Annotated in this window: 11 protein-coding genes and 1 pseudogene; 6 read left to right on the top strand and 6 right to left on the bottom strand. The window is 41.3% G+C overall.

Translation table 11 applies throughout. The features are described from left to right. The first annotated feature begins 114 nt into the window (after positions 1-114). Both QNM18_RS19675 and QNM18_RS19670 read left to right on the top strand, forming a co-directional pair. Positions 115-546, top strand: a complete 432-nt coding sequence (locus QNM18_RS19675; RefSeq protein ID WP_284138209.1) for a BLUF domain-containing protein — start codon at positions 115-117, stop codon at positions 544-546. Between the two features lie 161 nt (positions 547-707). After that, positions 708-2,129, top strand: a complete 1,422-nt coding sequence (locus QNM18_RS19670; RefSeq protein ID WP_284138208.1) for an EAL domain-containing protein — start codon at positions 708-710, stop codon at positions 2,127-2,129. Positions 2,130-2,194: 65 nt separating this feature from the next. Here QNM18_RS19670 and QNM18_RS19665 read toward each other — a convergent pair whose 3' ends face one another. The 3 genes from QNM18_RS19665 to QNM18_RS19655 all read right to left on the bottom strand — a co-directional run bounded on the left by QNM18_RS19665 (position 2,195) and on the right by QNM18_RS19655 (position 9,097). Next, the gene (locus QNM18_RS19665; protein ID WP_284138207.1) at positions 2,195-3,385 is read right to left on the bottom strand and encodes a tetratricopeptide repeat protein; all 1,191 of its coding nucleotides are present in this window, start codon (positions 3,383-3,385) and stop codon (positions 2,195-2,197) included. Between the two features lie 431 nt (positions 3,386-3,816). Continuing rightward, the gene (locus QNM18_RS19660) at positions 3,817-6,618 is read right to left on the bottom strand and encodes a tetratricopeptide repeat protein (protein WP_284138206.1); all 2,802 of its coding nucleotides are present in this window, start codon (positions 6,616-6,618) and stop codon (positions 3,817-3,819) included. A gap of 1,588 nt (positions 6,619-8,206) precedes the next feature. After that, the gene (locus QNM18_RS19655; RefSeq protein ID WP_284138205.1) at positions 8,207-9,097 is read right to left on the bottom strand and encodes a LysR substrate-binding domain-containing protein; all 891 of its coding nucleotides are present in this window, start codon (positions 9,095-9,097) and stop codon (positions 8,207-8,209) included. Positions 9,098-9,208: 111 nt separating this feature from the next. Here QNM18_RS19655 and QNM18_RS19650 point away from each other — a divergent pair, with 111 nt between their 5' ends. Further along, positions 9,209-9,514 (top strand): hypothetical protein, encoded by a 306-nt coding sequence (locus tag QNM18_RS19650; RefSeq protein WP_211008561.1) that lies wholly within the window; start codon positions 9,209-9,211, stop codon positions 9,512-9,514. Positions 9,515-10,426: 912 nt separating this feature from the next. Here the strand turns inward: QNM18_RS19650 and QNM18_RS19645 are convergent. Next, entirely contained in the window at positions 10,427-11,557 is a 1,131-nt protein-coding gene (locus QNM18_RS19645) for a DUF1570 domain-containing protein (RefSeq protein WP_284138204.1), read from the bottom strand. 207 nt (positions 11,558-11,764) lie between these two features. On the opposite strand from QNM18_RS19645, the gene QNM18_RS19640 reads away from it, so the two are divergent. After that, complete coding sequence (locus QNM18_RS19640) at positions 11,765-13,795, top strand: amidohydrolase (protein WP_284138203.1); 2,031 nt, start codon at positions 11,765-11,767, stop codon at positions 13,793-13,795. Between the two features lie 28 nt (positions 13,796-13,823). On the opposite strand, the gene QNM18_RS19635 is transcribed toward QNM18_RS19640, so the two are convergent. Continuing rightward, positions 13,824-14,207, bottom strand: coding sequence for a hypothetical protein (locus QNM18_RS19635; RefSeq protein WP_211008558.1), 384 nt, complete (start codon positions 14,205-14,207; stop codon positions 13,824-13,826). 994 nt (positions 14,208-15,201) lie between these two features. Here QNM18_RS19635 and QNM18_RS19630 point away from each other — a divergent pair. Then, positions 15,202-15,342: a hypothetical protein gene (locus QNM18_RS19630; RefSeq protein ID WP_023397949.1), complete on the top strand. Its 141-nt coding sequence runs from the start codon at positions 15,202-15,204 to the stop codon at positions 15,340-15,342. A gap of 384 nt (positions 15,343-15,726) precedes the next feature. Here the strand turns inward: QNM18_RS19630 and QNM18_RS19625 are convergent, their stop codons facing one another. After that, positions 15,727-16,974 (bottom strand): UPF0149 family protein, encoded by a 1,248-nt coding sequence (locus tag QNM18_RS19625; RefSeq protein WP_284138202.1) that lies wholly within the window; start codon positions 16,972-16,974, stop codon positions 15,727-15,729. A 230-nt stretch (positions 16,975-17,204) separates the two neighbouring features. On the opposite strand from QNM18_RS19625, the pseudogene QNM18_RS19620 reads away from it, so the two are divergent. Further along, a pseudogene (locus QNM18_RS19620) lies at positions 17,205-17,651 on the top strand (DUF3427 domain-containing protein); the annotation flags it as partial. Positions 17,652-17,737: the final 86 nt, after the last annotated feature.

Raw genomic sequence — 17,737 nt, 5'->3', positions numbered from 1 at the left:
TGAGGGGGCTTCCCCCTCAATTAGACTCATCACAACCACTAACCCGCTTTTTAAAGTGCAAAACTCTGCATTGCTGTCTATCTTTGTTTATATTGCAATAAAGTCGGTAATGCCATGGAATTGATTGAGCTTATTTATATTAGCACGGTGACCACCCCACTGTGTGATGAAGAATTAGAGTCCCTACGCAGGCAGTGCGCCGCAGCCAATCAACTTCGAGGTATATCGGGAATGCTACTTTACGATGGCCACCATTTTATGCAAGTTATTGAAGGAGAAAGACCTAGAGTAGAGCAACTGTTTGAGCATATCAAACAGGATAAAAGACATATTAATGTCGAAGCGCTGATTTGTAACCCAATTAAAAAGCGCAATTTTCGCAAATGGGCTATGGGACTAATCGATCTTGATAAAAACCCCTCATACCGAGAAGTCAAAAAGTCCAGGCCTCATAGACGCCTTCCCTTAAGCTATAAATTACTCAAATCTTTTCGCAACCACGAGTTTGAAATTGACGAACATATCGAACGCTCATTTGGTAATTAACATCTCTAAAATTGCATTTAAATCATGAATCTTGTTCAGCCTGTGAACTGTTCTGTAATTGACTGTAATGTAAATAACCGCTTAATCGACAAAAAACACATATTTCGTCCATTTTTTTGTATTTAAATTCAATCCGTACTTTTCTCAACTGTTTTTCTTTTATGAACAATATTTATTTAAGCATAGCAATTATTATTGCAGCAATGAGCATCATTGCACTCGTAAGGACTAATCGACTCCATAAAAAGGATTTAAAAGTCTTAAATGAACTAAAAAAAGCAAAAGAAGCGCTAAGTAAGTCAGTGTTGTATCACGGCACTAGCGACATCCCTAATTATTTGTTTTTTATGCAGAAGTTAATGAAAGTAGATAGGAAGTTTTCTAAGTTTCACGTCTCTTTAATTAAGCTAGGAAGAACACCCGTTTTTGATTCTATCGAAAACAATCAAGATACACTTACTCAACTGTTTAAAGAGGTAGGTAAGTCTTGCCAGCCATTTGCCTTAGCGCTGCACGATTCTGATTATATGGTCATGGCATTTGTTACCCATGATACAGAATCCAACCAAAAAGAAGCTGAAGCAAAACAAAAAGAAATCTTAGAAAAGCTGCCCAAACAAGTTTGGGTAAATAACACACAAGTTCCGATTGACTATGCAATTTCTTCTATGAGCTTGACGGGACAGTCTTCTCTGTATGGTATAGACAAAGTACAACGCAGACTGACATTTTCAATGAAATACGCACTGGAATCACCAACAGGTACGTTTTTTCACAATGAGAAAATATATCAAGCAGAGATGTATAGAAAACACGTGCTACTCAAGTTGATGAACAGCATCTCATTTAACCAAGATGATTTTTACCTTGTTTTTCAACCTATTTTCAAAACATCTAATATAGATAGACCTCGACGCTACGAGGCGCTTATTCGATGGCGTAATACCAAAAATCTGGGCCCGAAAGCCTTCATGCCGATGATAGAGGACAAACCTGAGCTACATAGTGAACTAACAAAAATAGTCATCAACCAGATTTACTCTATGCTAAAAATAAAGCTTGAAGCCCGTGAAAGGCTAAAGCCTATCCATATGAACATTTCGGCGCAACTATTAGAGGATGAAAGCCTAATAAACTATCTCAAAAAGGTTATTCGAGATACGCCATCAATTGCTGCATTTATCACTTTTGAAATAGCTGAAGGTAACGATTTAAAGCTCAGTGATAATGCGATCAACACATTGAGGAAAATGTCTAATCTTGGTTTTAGTTTTGCGATAGATGATTTTGGTAAAGAAAACAGAAATAGTGACTTATTGAACAGTCGTTACTTCAACTCAGTTAAAGTTGACAAAACGTATATTGCGCATATTCAGGATAAAGAAGCACAAGCTCCAAGACTAGACGCCATTATAAAATCAGCACAAAACAGTAATAAAACGATTATTGTTGAAGGGGTTGAAAATAGATTTCAATACCAGTATATGAAGCGCTTTCCAAATGTATACATTCAAGGATACTTTGCATCTGTACCGCTCACAATGAATGAATTCTTATCTCAAGAACAAGAAGAAGTAGCTTAGCTCAGTGCAATCACCTTTCGATTTGTCGGTTTCTTGCACGACCACTGAAACCGACAATCTTTGTTTCAAACCTTAAGCCAAAACAAACTTCCCTCTACTGAGCGCCAAGCTTTCGCCCCCCCTTTACCTAGGTATTCAGTCAACGCATCAGATATTTGGTTGGTTTCTCTTTGAGAATCGGCTTCAGTTAAGGTAATAAAGTCTGGAAACTTTTGTTTAATAGCACTTTTTAACTCTTGAGCTTTTTGACTATTACCGTTTTGGGCGTATTCACATAGTAATTGAGTTGCACGATCTGGAAGACTACAAGAATTAAACTTATCAATAAGCTCACTCACACTCGACCATTTTTTTTGTTTAATATAGCAGTTATATAGCTGATATCGATTTTTATAATAGTCACTTGGGGCAAGCTCCAATAACTCTTCTAAAACACACTGGGCTATATCAAATTCATCTAAATTAAAATGGATCTGCGCTTTTCTCGTTTTCAATATAAAATAAGGCTGTGCTTCATGGAGGTTTTCAATCTCCTCCCTGAACTGCTCTATAAAGTTTACAGTGATAAGCTCTCGTTCAATAACGGTGATAAGTTCATCAATTAATCTAAGTGTGGCTTGACTATCTTTATTCAGAATATCATTTAGATGGCTTTCTATTTGGTCACGATTAAAACCTGGTAGCGAGCTAGTTTCTTCAGCTTCCTGAATACACTGCTCTGAAAACCGCATTTCATAAGCGGTTTCTTTTATACACAGTACCAAGTCATTATGAGCCAATAATGTTTGCTCACGAAAGTCGCAGTTTCTTCCGAAAGTGTTTTGTGCATTTAAATAACTCTTCATGCCACTCAACACTTGTCTTAACTTTTCAAGTTGACTACATTGAGCAGGGCTAAGGCTATTTTGCTCAATAAAAGATAAGGATAGTAGCATGCCCATACAATAGTTTGGCAATGGCATGTCGTTTCGAAGTGCCACTTGCAGGTCCAATTTCGACAATGAGCACTCAATGGGTAGTGTTAAATTACCTTCCATCACTCTATCCATATAGACATGATAAAAGTCCATTAACGATCTTAAATGCATTTCATCATCAGGAGTATCGTCACCAAACAGTTTAGGGATCCAGACACTTGGTAAAACTGTTTGTGGCGTTAATCCTAACCCAACTATGTACCCTTCTATAAAAAACGGGTCAGGCTGCTTTTCAGATAAAAAAGACAGCTCATCTTTAATTTTATTAATGCTTTGCAATCCTTCAAGCCATTTAACATTTATGTTTATATTAATATGATACATGACTGACAAAGTTATTTACACATAAAAATAACCTGCAGTTTCCATTTTAGCTAAATCACAAAATATAACCCCATAAAAAAGTGCAATAAAAATCAGAGAAAATGAGTCGTCTGTATTTAAATGTTAAAACTGCTTTCTCAACCTAGCGAGGCAGAATGTAACGATACAAGCACCTGTGAGCTACATCGAAGCACTTGTTTTTTCGATGATAACTGTCGAATATCTAGTGTTATTTAGTTTTAATTAAATTCTATTTTTATGTGCACACTAAGTATAAACGATGACAAAACCTAAAAATAACACTGATTTAGATTAAAATATATTTAAAATCCCCTTCACATCAATATTAACTTTTTCATTGACATTACCAAAATAAATCCCTCAGTTTATTCCCTCTGCAATTCAAACACTTTAAGCTCGCTAACCGCAGCTTGGTGACCACCAGATGCAGCTGCTTTCAACCACATTTGAACTTCAATTGTAAATTGATTGCGATTTTGCTTTTTGAGTAACATTGCCAACTTGTACATACCATCGGGGGCTTTTTCATCCGCAGCTAACTTCAGCCATTTAACGGCTTTGCGCATGGACTCTTCATTGGCATCATGGCTAGCGTAATAATCACCCAATAAGATATAGCTTTTAACGAATTGTTTCTCCGCCGCTCGCTGCAACCATTCAAGTCCGTCTTTTTCTTTGTTTTGAGACAAATTTAATGCACCTAAGTTATGCATCGCATCTGGCACCCCCAAATGTGCTGAGCGTTCAAAGTAGTCTTTTGCAAGCTCAGTATCTACAGCGACACGTAAACCATCGCGATAGATCACTCCAAGTGAATTCAACGCAATACCATCGTTTTGTTGCGCCGCTTTCATAAAATAATATCTGGCTTTATTTAAATCTATATCGACGTTAACACCATGATAGAAATGCTCTCCTACAAATGAAGCAACATTAAAGTTTTTGGCCTTCGCTAATTGAGAAATTGCTTCTACAGCATCGTCTTCACTTTTATCCACCCCTTTCCCTGCCCAATAAAACTCCGCAATTTTATTAAGCGCATCTACTTCCCCCAAGGTAACTGAGGTTCTGTACCAGTTGAAAGCAAGGGCCAGATCCTGAGATTTAATACCTCCACTTTCATATAAGCTAGCAAGTTTATATGCAGCAGCTGCATTGCCGGCCTGCGCTGCATTTTGCAGCATACCAAACGCCTCTAGTTGTGATTTACCCTCTATCTGTTTGTTCAAAATCAACTCGGCCTGTTTTACAACACATAAACTACAATCTTGTCCCCGACTATCTTCAAGTAACTGGTACGCTGATTTAATATCACCGGTTTGCTCAACAACACAACGACTATGCCTTACAGCCGCCCGTTTGGCGCCTAACTCATATGCTTTTTTGAATAGGGCACATGCCTTTAACTGAAAATCACGCGAGCCATAGTCTAAATAAATATCGCCGAGATTGATTAGAGCAGCGGTATTATGGAGTTCAGCAGCTTCTTGATATAACTCTACCGCCTTAGTTCTATCCTTTTTAACAACCACGCCATTTAAGTAAAAAGTTGCGAGGTAATTCTTTCCTAGTGCTGAACCTAATTCAGCTGCTTTTTGATAAAAAGAGGCCGCGGTATCTAAGTTTTGCTCGACTAAATCACCTTGTTCGTACAAAAAGCCTAAATTTGCAAACGCATTTACTGCGCCTAGCTCTGCTGCTTTTAAATAAAAAGCTTGTGCCTTTTCAAAGCTTCTAAATAAACCAAATTCACCAAATTGATAAATGTGGCCAAGCATTTCATTCGCAAAAGCGACATCGCGATTAGCAAATGCTTTTAATAGCCCAACAATGGGTATATCTTGCTCTTTGTTAGCACGCAAGCCTTTCACTAAGCTTTTCAGACAAGTTTCCTGTCCAAGTTTGGCGCCTTCATGGAAGTATGACCTTGCCAGTGTCCAACTATCTTTTAATGCAACCTCTGCGGCTTGACAAAATGCCGGCGCATATCCTGCCCTGGCTGAGACTAGGTAATACTCCAGTGCTAACTCATCATTTTGTTCTTTACCATCAGCATAATAGTACGCATTGGCTAAGTTAAAAGCGGAAAATCGATTACCTAAATCGGCAGCCTGCTCAAACAGAGATAGTGCCTTTTCTCGGTTCTTTTCTACTCCACTCCCTAAGCTGTATAAAGTACCCAAATTGTGCATTGACTGGGCATCTTGCCGATCTACGCCTTTTTGATACCAATAGACCGCTTTATCATAATCCTGCTCTACGCCTTTGCCCAACTCATATAAACTGCCTAAATTACCAAAACTCAGTCTACTACCTAGTTCAACAGCTTGCTCAAAGTAGCTTTTTGCACGACTATAGTCGATATCTACACCGTCGCCATTGTTGTACATCATGCCTAAATTATTAAGTGCATCTCGCGACCCGTTTTTTGCCGCAACTTGATACCATCGCAATGCATGTTGTGTATTGGGCTTACTTCTGTGATAAAGGTATCCAAGTTCAAATGCACACTCTTTGTAACCTCTCACATAACTCACTTGAAAATAGTCTGCGGCTTTCTCTAAATCTTTTAGTTTCTGTGACTCTCGGTAAACAATACCCAAGCCACATAACGCTTTAACATCGCCATGATATGCTGCGTTAGCGAACAGCTGCTGTGCTGTTTCATAGCCTTTTTCTTCTCGCCAATGCCTTATAAATATGTACCCCAATTCTGTAGCAGCTGAATAGTCTCCCAATTCAATGGCACGAGCATATAAGTTCATTGCTTCCTTAAGGTCTACATCGACGCCATCCCCACCATAGCGATACCATTGCGCCAGAAACAATATTGCGGGCGTATAATCTCGCTCAGCAGCCTTCGTTGCCCATTCAAGAGGGGTTCCGTGTACATATTCTTTACCGTGCCCTTTTAACAGCTTTTTGGCGATTTCTAGTTGAGCAGGCCCGTATTCGTAGTCAGCTAATTCATTCAGTAATTCAAACTCATAGTCATAATCTTTTAGTCGGTAGGCCTCTTGAGATAGTAATAGGTAACTTTGAGCCACCAGAGCATCGGTTGATACATCATTTGGCTGGTGAAATAGCAGGTGAGGAGCAACAGGTTTTTGGATCGAGTTACAACCAGACAAAAAGGTAAATAAAACAACAAATACAATGAGTTTCATACAAAAATCTAATCAAGAGACGCCAAATCCAAGACTGCCAGCAAAGAGCTGCGCTTGCAAGCCACTGCTTGTAATTTTAGCCAAGGTTCAAATATTTGGCAGTTATTTGTGCTTCACCTTCCACACCTATATGTCCACAGGGTTATAAGTGCAAAAACATGAATTGCGGGGCAAGCCCACAATGACGATGGAGATAAAGGCTTAACTCTGCGCCACCTTCCATAACTCTATATCAGTCCTTTAACCCAGCTCCAACCTCACAACCACCCCGATCTCATCACCCATCCAACCCCGTCACCCCGAGCTTGACTCAGGGTCCATCTCAAACGTCACTCTGAACTAAAACATGGGTTGCGGAGCAAGCCCACAATGACGATGGAGATAAAGGCTGAACTCTGCGCCACCTTCCATAACTCTATATCAGTCCTTTAACCCAGATCCAACCTCACAACCCCCCCGATCTCATCACCCACCCAGACCCGTCACCCTGAGCTTGACTCAGGGTCCATCTCAAACGGCACTCAGCACTAAAACATGGATTGCGGGGCAAGCCCACAATGACGATGGAGATAAAGGCTGAGCCCTACGCCACCTTCCATAACTCTATATCAGTCCTTTAAACCAGCTCCAACCTCGTCACCACCCCGATCTCATCACCCGCCTCAGGCCCGTCACCCTGAGCTTGACTCAGGGTCCATCTCAAACGGCGCTCTACACTAAAACATGGATTGCGGGGCAAGCCCACAATGACGATGGAGATAAAGGCTGAGCCCTACGCCACCTTCCATAACTCTATATCAGTCCTTTAAACCAGCTCCAACCTCGCAACCACCCCGATCTCATCACCCGCCCAACCCCGTCACCTGAGTTTGACTCAGGGTCCATCTCAAACGGCGCTCTACACTAAAACATGGATTGCGGGGCAAGCTCATAATGACGCTGGAGATAAAGGCTGAGCCCCGTCACCCTGAGCTTGACTCAGGGTCCATCTCAAACGGCACTCTGCACTAAAACATGGATTGCGGAGCAAGCCCACAATGACGATGGAGATAAAGGCGGAACTCTGCGCCACCTCTCGCAACCCGTCAATATCCCTTAACCCAGTCCCAACATAGAACCCCTGTCGCACATCTCATCACCCGCCTCAGGCCCGTCACCCTGAGCTTGACTCAGGGTCCATCTCAAACGGCGCTCTACACTAAAACATGGATTGCGGGGCAAGCTCATAATGACGATGGAGATAAAGGCTGAACTCTGCGCCACCTCTCGCAACCCCTTAACCCAGCTCCAACCTCGTCACCACCCCAACCTCGTCACCACCCCAACCTCGTCACCACCCCAATCTCGTCACCACCCCAATCTCATCACCCACCCTAGGCCCGTCACCCTGAGCTTGACTCAGAGTCCATCTCAAACGGCGCTCTACACTAAAACATGGATTGCGGGGCAAGCTCATAATGACGCTAGGGCAAATATACAACAACAGTGACGTTATATTTTTGATAGCAAAACCAAGTCAATAAACTCAGTCGCATCTATGTCTCGGACATCTTTTCAAACAGTAATGTCTTAACCTTAAAATCCTCGGTTAACAGGCCTCTATCCCGTTTAACTCAGCAACAATCCAATCACGAAACGCTTTGAATTTAGCCCATTCAAAATGGTTTTCTGGCGCAACCAAATGGTAACCGTACTCGCATAACCAAGCGAAGTCGGGATAGATCTCTAACTGCCCCATTTCCAGGGATTGCTCCACCATGCGTTTACGCAGTAAAGAGAACCCTTGCCCGGCAACCGTCGCTTGTTGTACAAGCGCTGCATTGTCAATTTTCAAATTGCTCAATGTATGACCTTCTAAGTCAAGTTGCGAGCTCAATGCTTGCCAAGCCAATTCATTGTCACGCCCTTCATCGTAAATGAAGTTGAGCTTAGACAGCTGTGCGCGCAAAGGTTTGCGCGGATCTATAAGCCCGGGGCGGTATGCAATAACTAATTCGTCTTTTGCAATTAACTCACTTTTTAATCCTTGATAGTCGCCCAAGCCAAAACGGATCCCAATATCGATATCTTCATGATTAAAGTCAGCCAGCTGCTCGGTAGGATCTATCCGAAGCTGGTAACTTGGCAAAGCTTTGTTAAAGCTCGTCAGCCTTGGTAGCAGCCAACACGTAGCAAATGAGGGTAAAACAGACAAACTGATGGTATTTGGATTGGGGTCTGATTTTAACATCGATAGACCCATTTCAACTTGCCCAAATGCCTTGTGCAAATATGGCAATAAATCTTGCCCTTGTTGAGTTAGGTGTACCTTTCTAGTCTGTCTTTCAAACAAAGTACACCCTAGCTGTTGTTCTAAAATTCGGATCTGTTGACTTACAGCTGCTTGTGTCACAAATAGCGCTTCTGCGGCTTGTTTAAAGCTGCCTAGTTCTGCTGCTGTTTTAAAGTACCAAAGACCTTTAAATGGTGGTGCTTTCATAACTTTTTCACTTAATTAAAACTTAACTATGAAACAAAATTTCTCGTTTGTCAGTTTTTTCAATGCGCCTAATACTTAGCCATGAAACCAGAGATATAGGGACTTTTTATCATGAAATATGCAATTATACTCGCAATTCCGTTCGTCGCTTTTACATCAGTGGCTCAGCAGGTACAGGTTGAAAGAATTTTCACCAACGCAGGCTACCCCTACAAAAACTTAATTATGAAAGCAGAAAAAGTGGAACTTGTTTACACCGATAAACAAGACAAAACAACCTGTCGAGTAAAGGTCTACAAAGGCGATACTTTACATCAAGGTGAGCAAGTAGAAATTTCCTCAAAAGCGTTTTCGAATAACCCGGTAAAAAGTTGTTTAGCCCGTAAAAACGCTAAACAGATTTTAAGTTTACTTTAGTAAAGTGTTGTCACGCTTTTGCAGTTTCTTAGCTCAAGAATTTTTGATCTAAGAAACTGTTCACAGATAGGGAAATGGCTAACCACATCAAACAACCCGATATAGGCCCTCATGGCGCTTGGCCTATAATGGCGCTTCATGCAACGTTGCTCTTTGCTGTTAAACTACTGTTTTAAGTTCAGGTAATATTCAAACTGCTGTTTTAAGCTTTAATGGTCAATGTGGCTTCGATATAAGAGGTTCTTGGGTGTAAAGGTGTTACCGATAATAGTCGCGGCTTGACAACTCAGTGACATAGTAAATCCTGAGACCATTGAAAATATTAGGATCAAAAGTGCACCAGTATCCCCCGCCGGTAAATAGTGTTTAATATAGGTAAAGAGACTAAAAAGAGTGTCCACCAGCCGAACCCGGTGATTGTCGTCGACTAGTCATGTTTATGCATCCCTTATAGACCCTTATACACTCCTTTCGAGATGTTGTTGCCGCTATACGGCGCAGTTAATTTCCATTTTTAAAACAATTAACAACCACTAAAACAGATGACAACCAACATTTTTCGCGACAACGCTGCACTTTACAATCCCACCAGACAAACTCATCACTTTCTATCCGATGGACTTATCAACAAAGAGTTACGAACAGAAGTATCTACAAGGTAGCGATATGCAATTTCAACCTTATTGAATTCAGAGTGATTTGCATGTACCAAGCAGCGACCATCTTGCGATCTGGTTACCGTTGTACATTTAGCCCGAGGGACTGCATATAGTCCCAGATTAAAACTTACACTTTGCTTTTAAATCACGAACAGGAGTGAGCTGCACTCAATTCACCCACCGTCCTTTACCATATTCACTTAAAAATTTACCACTCCAATCTATCAAGTAATAAAGAGTTACAACGCACTATTCACAGGCGCTGCGTTTTAATTGGAAGATTCAAATATGTTTGAAAAGCCGCTACCAACTTGGGCTGCTTACTTGCCAATATGCCCTTAAGCTGTTTCGCAGAGAGTGAGCTACACGGCTCTGATTGCTCTTGCAACAAAATATCTTTGAGTGTCTGACGCCCCGAGTTTGATGACATTAAAAAGTGAACAAATGCCCAACTGCTTTTGTAGAGAGATTCTGCTTGTTCAGTTTTCCAAAGGTGCTCAGCACTTACTAGATTCAAAGGGGTTACAATATTCCCCCGAATGCGACCATGCTTATCAAGGAAGTATTGGGGTTTTATTTTAGCGTGCTGCATGTTTACCTGTATGGCTTCAAAGTACTCGGCCAGCCCTTCATTTAACCATCGTGGCGAGTAACCTATTACAGCTTGATTGATTGCATGCAATGCTTCATGGACAGCCGTTTGCATAGTATCTTCATAGGACCTTTGCACTACCAATACCTTGTTTTTATTGCCAAAATAAATCCCAGCTGTATTTACGCCAACACCACCGTACGATTTCACTACGCGCTCATACTCATGCCTGTTTGGCAGCACCTCTATGCTAAGTGTGACCTTTCGCATGGCTTTCAGCCCAATAACACTGGTATAGCTTCTGAATATTGCGTTTAGTCGCGCAATGAGCGCATTTTTAAAAGAATGAGTAACCGTTTTCCCTGTGATTGTTAGCTCAAAGTAATCCAAAACTCGATTACTTTTTGGTTGATACAAAGCTGCATGATGCTTAGGTTTTTGATCCGAATAATTGGTTATTCCCTTGCTATCAACCCAGGTGTAAATACCGTTTTCGACTCGGTACTTAATACTTTCTCCAAGTGTTGGTTCACACCGTCCAAAACGACGTAGGTTAGTTTGATGGTCTACAATTTCTCTCAGTTTAACTGTATTTTTTCCATTGAGTTCACTCTGAATATCAACGCCAACCACTGAGAGTTCAGCTTCGGTATCCCTTGGTTTATTTGAATCATTTGCAAACTCTGAGCTCGCTTGAAAAAACCAAAACTGCCTGTCATCAAAAAATAGATAAAGCGATATCGACAAAACAATAATGCATATCTTGTTGATAGGATCCTTCCATGTGTACATTTTTTCCGTTCATCCTTACATTAGGTCATGTGGTGCATATCCATCAAGCACCAATATTCAATCGTACCTAACTACAATAGGTACAAATAGTTATTTCCATTTTCTTACCTGTAACACAGTGTAATACTTATATATTGGCGTTTAGTTGTATGCTTTTTTGCAATAGTTTTAAACACTCACAATCAAGCAAACAAAAGGAAGACGACTATGAGTCATCACGATTGCCACGAATGCGCCCAGTGCGCATGCCACAACCCTCTTTGGTCCTCGTTTGAAAATCAGCCAAGCTTAGACAAAATAAAAACCAGTATTAACCAAGCTTATGCCAATAAGCAAGAAACGGATCAAGAAGCTTTGAAAAAGTTGGTCATGTATTCCGGTGGAAAAATTCGCCCAATGATAAATGGCTCAACAGAGCAAGTAGATGCCGTTGGCTTTGCCGGTGACACTGTAGTCGCTGTGGGTGACTTGGATTCAGTCAGCACAAAAATGCATGCGCTGGGTATGCTAGACAAAGATCACATTGAACTCGCTCCACAACAAACCCTTTTACCGGGATTGATTGAGCCACATGTGCATATTGTCCCAACAGCAATGACTATGAGCTGGGCACCGCTTGGACCTTATAATGATAAGCCATATGATAGCCAGCGTTTGAAAGAAGACTATAGCCCAGAAACAATTTTCGAGGCAGCCCTTGAAGCTGAAAAACATTTAACAGAGGGCGAATGGCTGCTTGGAGTCGATGTAGATCCATCTCTGATGCCTTTTGTTGATAATCAACTACAAGTGATTGACATAAAATGGCTAGACCAAAAGTTTCCTGATCGCGCTGTATTTTGGCTAGCAGCATCATTACACACGGCTTACATCAACACAATTGCATTAAATGAGATCGTAAGTAAATTCCCCGAAAGTGAACGTGATGAGTTGACCAAATTGGTTCAGAAACAAGGTGCCTTACAAGAGCTGGATCAAATGGGCTACGGTTTTGACGCTATCCCACTGTCACAAAAAGCCCAAATTATTGAAGACTTGCCAAAGAATATCAGCAGTATATTTAAAACTGCCAATGAGCGTGGTGTCACCATGATGCTTGAAGCTGGTATGCAGCCCATTATGGAAGACGTGCTCATAGCTTATCAAGCTCTCACCCCACAACGTGCACGCGTCGGCTACGCAAAATTGTGCTCCAACGTGCAAAATACCGAAGACGATATCCATCCCTTTAAGCCACTTGAACGAGTCGACTTGAACCAACCATTTCAAGCAGCCGTTAAACTGGTTTCAGATGGCTCCAATCAGGGACTTACTGGGTATCAAGTTGATCAATATAGCTGTAACCCAGAGGGTAACTACGGTATTTTTAATTTTAGTGTATCGCCTACAACCGAAGGGGTTGCAGATCCACATACTGAAGTGATTGCCACTGTGACAGAGCGACAAACCAAGAAGGTTTCCGCTGTTATAGATCCACATGCCAAGGTGACTGCCACTGTAACAACAGATCAGCAAACCGAGGAGGTTGCCATTGTGACCACACCACCAGTTGATCAAGAGCCGCAAAAGCCAAACTTCCAAACAATGGTTAATAATATTATCGCGAAGGGTTGGCCAATGCTTATCCACGCCAATGGTGACCACGCCATAGAAATAACCTTAGACGTTTATGAAAATGCGCTCAATGGACAATCGGGACTGGAGAGTCGCCACCGTATTGAACACTGTTCACTGCTAAGTGATAAGAACGCTAAACGAATGCAACAACTGGGGATTTCCCCGAGCTTTTTAATCGGTCATGTTGGCTATTGGGGATATGCTTTTGAGCAAGTGATCTTTAAGAAAAAAGCGCAACTGTTAGATCGCTGTCAGACCATGCTAGACCTTGACGCACGGATCACATTACACAGTGACTTGTCAGTAAGTCCACTGGGACCGCTGCGCATGATGGAACAAGCGGTAACCCGAATTATGGAAAGATCTCCTGAGGGCGCTGTTCTCAATAAAGCCGAATGCATTACTCGTGACCAAGCATTGCGCGCCATCACCTATGATGCCGCATGGCAATGTCATACCGACCAATGGCTTGGTAGCCTTGAAGAAGGCAAACTGGCGGACTATGTGATTTTAGAGCAAGATCCATTAAGCATTAAAGATCCAAAAGAAATTCGCGATATACCAGTGCTGCAAACCTGGGTTGGTGGCAAGTTACGATATCAAAACAAAAATGAGTTATAAAAAGGTCTGTTTTACTTTTTAATCTCGATTAACGATGCGTTTCGGCTTTGTCGGAACTCATCGTTAACGCCCTTTTATGCCAAAGCCAACATAACATTAAACTCAATGCACCACTAGCATACGTGATCAATAAAGGTAATTGCGTAGCTGCATCCTCAGCGTACATAAATACACTAGATAAAATCCACGCTGCAACCGCCCCGACTATAAGCCAAACAGATGCTGATATTAGCTTATGTTTTGGCGCGGAGGCATACCCAGAAAACACCACACATGCAGCCGCCACGCCGCCAATCATCGGCTTTTTCCAAACCCCTGCGATATCGGCGAGCACCCCAGCAAGAGTTGCAGAGACAACAAACACGACAATGACAATGGTTATGGAAAACAAAAAACGTACCAATAGATTCATCCTCTCTCCTTCAACGACGTGGTCGAAACGAAGTTGTCGCAACGAAGTTGTCGCAACGACATTGTGACAGCCACACTGCCAAATGTATCAATCAGGTGGTGATCTCAAGTGGCGAGCGTAATTCAAAATGCGCGCCCATTGGCTTTGCTCAATGCCCGGGCCATCATCCTCAACGATTAATAAACATGAATTTTCAACGAGTAGCAATCACACGTTTATCTTGTTATTGGCAAAATGCGAGGCATTTGACGTTAAGTTGTTCAATGCTCGCAGTAATGCTCGACGGTCCAAAAACAGCTGACTTTTTGCCAATACCTTGTCTACAGTATAGTCAATTTCTAGATTGCTAAGCTGCTGGCGGAGCTGTTCTAATTCGCGTTCAATTTGCCCGCAAGGTGGCACTTCGCAAAGTGGGTGATGTCCATTGCCCGGTTATATCGAGATAACGCCAATGTTTGGCTAATTAAATTGTCCAGATCGTCAAAGCCCGTTAACCAACACCCCGAATACAGGAGGTAGTGAAGGCGTTGGCTATTTTTGGTTTCTTGACCATGAACATATCCACCCTGATGGCGGAGATCCCGGCGTGTTTAGCTATTTTGCCATAAATAAAACTAATAAGTCGGCAGTTATATTGGCCTCGAATGGTGATGAAACCCATCCAGAATTTGAATCTCAAATACAGATACTTGGCAATGCCGCTTTGGGGCTATATTTATACTCAGGAGTAAAATTGCTTCAATCAAGGAGCCTGCACCGAGCACATGCCTGCGAGACTCCTCATCCCTGTCACCTTGAGATTGTTTCAGGGCCTATTTATACAGACTATACTATATGCGCTTAAGCAGCTTAGAGACAAACCTTGTCCAACGACTTCCACACACAGCGCGAGCACGGCATTGACCTTTTAAGCTCGTTGTTAATTCAACTTATTGACCTCTTAACTTACACTTGTTAGTTTAAGTACCGATAATAAAAAATAAAGGAATTGAAAATGAAAGTTAAGTTAAATAAAAAGCCACTAAAAAAACTATCAAAAAATAAAACAGCATTACCGGTTGAGGCTACACCTCAAATAGCCGGTGGTAGTACTACTTACCAACCGACTGACCCATTTTATCAAACTGTGCAATAATACGCTTAAGCAGTATAGAGAGAATACTTGTTCAATCATAATATAGTTATAAGTATTGGATTGAGGCCAAGAGATGCATATTTGGCCTTTTTCGATAGTATTAAACCATTTAAACCGACCTCTACCGCTTGTACTTCATCATACTAAACAAACCTATTACATAGGCTATCAGCAACAGGATTTAAGTCGTAACACCTTCAGCATACAGAAGTACACTTGATAAAAACACGCCAATCCTCATCCCTGTCACCCTGAGATTGTTTCAGGGTCATTAACCAACGAAATAGATTGCGGGGCAAGCCAGCAATGACGAGGGAGACAAAATCGCTTACTTTTAAACTTTGCAAATACTGACTGTTTAAGCTCTATAATTAAGAACAAAGACTACTTCTTTTTATTCCGTAACCAAAATAAACTCCCCTCAACGCTTAGCCATGCTTTTTTACCGCCCATTTCAATATAGGTGATAACTTCTTCTTTAGAACCAAGTGTGTAACCTAACACATCGTGAAGTCTAACTTTTTCTTGCCCTGTTAAAATTTTTACAAAGTGTTTGTTTGCTTTAATCAAGCTTTGTTTGATTGCATTTAGCTCAGCAGACTCTCCATCTAAAGCAAATCGCATCAAAACATCGGCAGCACTCATAAAAACCCCGCCTTCTTCATATTCGTTCAACAACACCTTTAACTTATCCCATTGTTTTAGCAAGACTAAACAGTTTGCGTACAAATAGCGGCAAGCTTGATTATCATTCGGGTTAAGTTTTAACAATGCCTCTAACTCAATGCATGCTTTCTGGAACTGATTACTTTCAAACAGTAACCTAGCTTTGTGAAAACGCACAGCCATATAAGGCCGAGTCTCATGAATAAGCCAGAAATGCCCTTCGTTTTGTTGTTTGAACGCAGGAGTTATAAAAATTTGCTCTTCTACATTAAGAAATTCATCAAGTAAGTGCAGAGAGTCAACATCATCTAGTTGAAGCAAGAAACTGACGGTATCATCTTTGGTTTCTAGCTCTTCATCACTAAACTCATTGTAATCAACTCCCTTAAATTCTGAATCTGCAAAGTCATCAAGATCAAACGGCAGCATACTCAACGTATCGGAAAGAGCATGTATTGTTGAGGCCAATCTTCTTTTTGCCAATAAAGCTTCTTGCTCAAATGTTCGAGTCGGTTCAGAGTAAGAAAACGTCAGCTTCGCCCTATCAAGGCTAGTAAACCCAGCAAAAAAAGCTTGTGTTTCAACAATCGCCTCTTTGTGCTCGGCAGACAGTTTTAAATCATTTAATACAGTACTCAGACCTGCTATAAAGCCAGTGCAAAACTTAGGTAAAGGCGCCTCTTCATCTAAAGACGTTGCAATATCTTTTTTCGATAGCGTGCACTGTTCTGGCAACTTATAAGTTGCTTTAGCCACAGTCACCTTACACTGCTCACACAACTCTATTAAGGCTTCCAGCTGATATCTCTCAATCGATTGGTAGTCGCCAAATATGTTAACTAACCATTCATCAACCCGAACCTCGATGCCTAGGGTTGCAAGTCCAACCAAAAACCCTTCAATGTAATTATAATCAGGCTGGTGTTGTGTATTTTGTGAAAAAGCGAAGATAGTTTTACGGGCCATTGAGTGTATCAAAAGAAGTCCCTTTTATATTGAATAATGATAGCTACTAAACGTTACTCTTTTACCCATTGATACGCAATGCCGCACTCAGGAGACGCATCCAATCGTTATCATTCTTTTTGCACAGAAAGGATTAGCGCTTATTTGTGTACTTCCTGGCCCACTCATTAAAAAAACGATAAGATACATTCGCTATCAATTAGTTAGAATAAAAACAACAGGATTTGGCCATGCAGCAAATTGGCATTTATGAGCAGCTGATTACCCAAGTGGTAGAGCAAAACTTAGACCGCGAGCAGTTTTACATCGGAGAGCGTCAGCTTGAATCAAACGAAGCCTCAGTGTGGCTATCACGCTTTCTCTCAAAACTAGTCGCCCATGCCATTGAAGCCATCCCAAATAGTGATGACAACCGCATCACCAAGCAAATTGAACTGGCCAACAAGCTAGTATTTTGGTTAAAAGATCACATCAAAGACGAACAATTAATCAGTGAAAACCTCATTGATTCGCAAGGTCGTATCCTCACCGCCCTATTTGACAAGCAAAACCCTATTTCTAGCGACCTACCAAGTTATAGCAAAGACATATTCCCGCAAACAGGGCTTAGCCAAAGCGAGTTATTTTCTGGTGCAAACGCAGGTGTTTCTCTTGAGAGCAAAATCAAAAGAGAGATCTTCTAAAAAGCTTTAGAATAGATATCGACCAGCAAAAACAACATGAGTAAAGTCCCTACCTAGCCCTTTTTAGATGCTTAGAACAA

The sequence above is a fragment of the Pseudoalteromonas obscura genome, from assembly GCF_030135505.1.
Classification (GTDB): domain Bacteria; phylum Pseudomonadota; class Gammaproteobacteria; order Enterobacterales; family Alteromonadaceae; genus Pseudoalteromonas; species Pseudoalteromonas obscura.
This window is presented reverse-complemented; position numbering and strand designations above follow the sequence as displayed.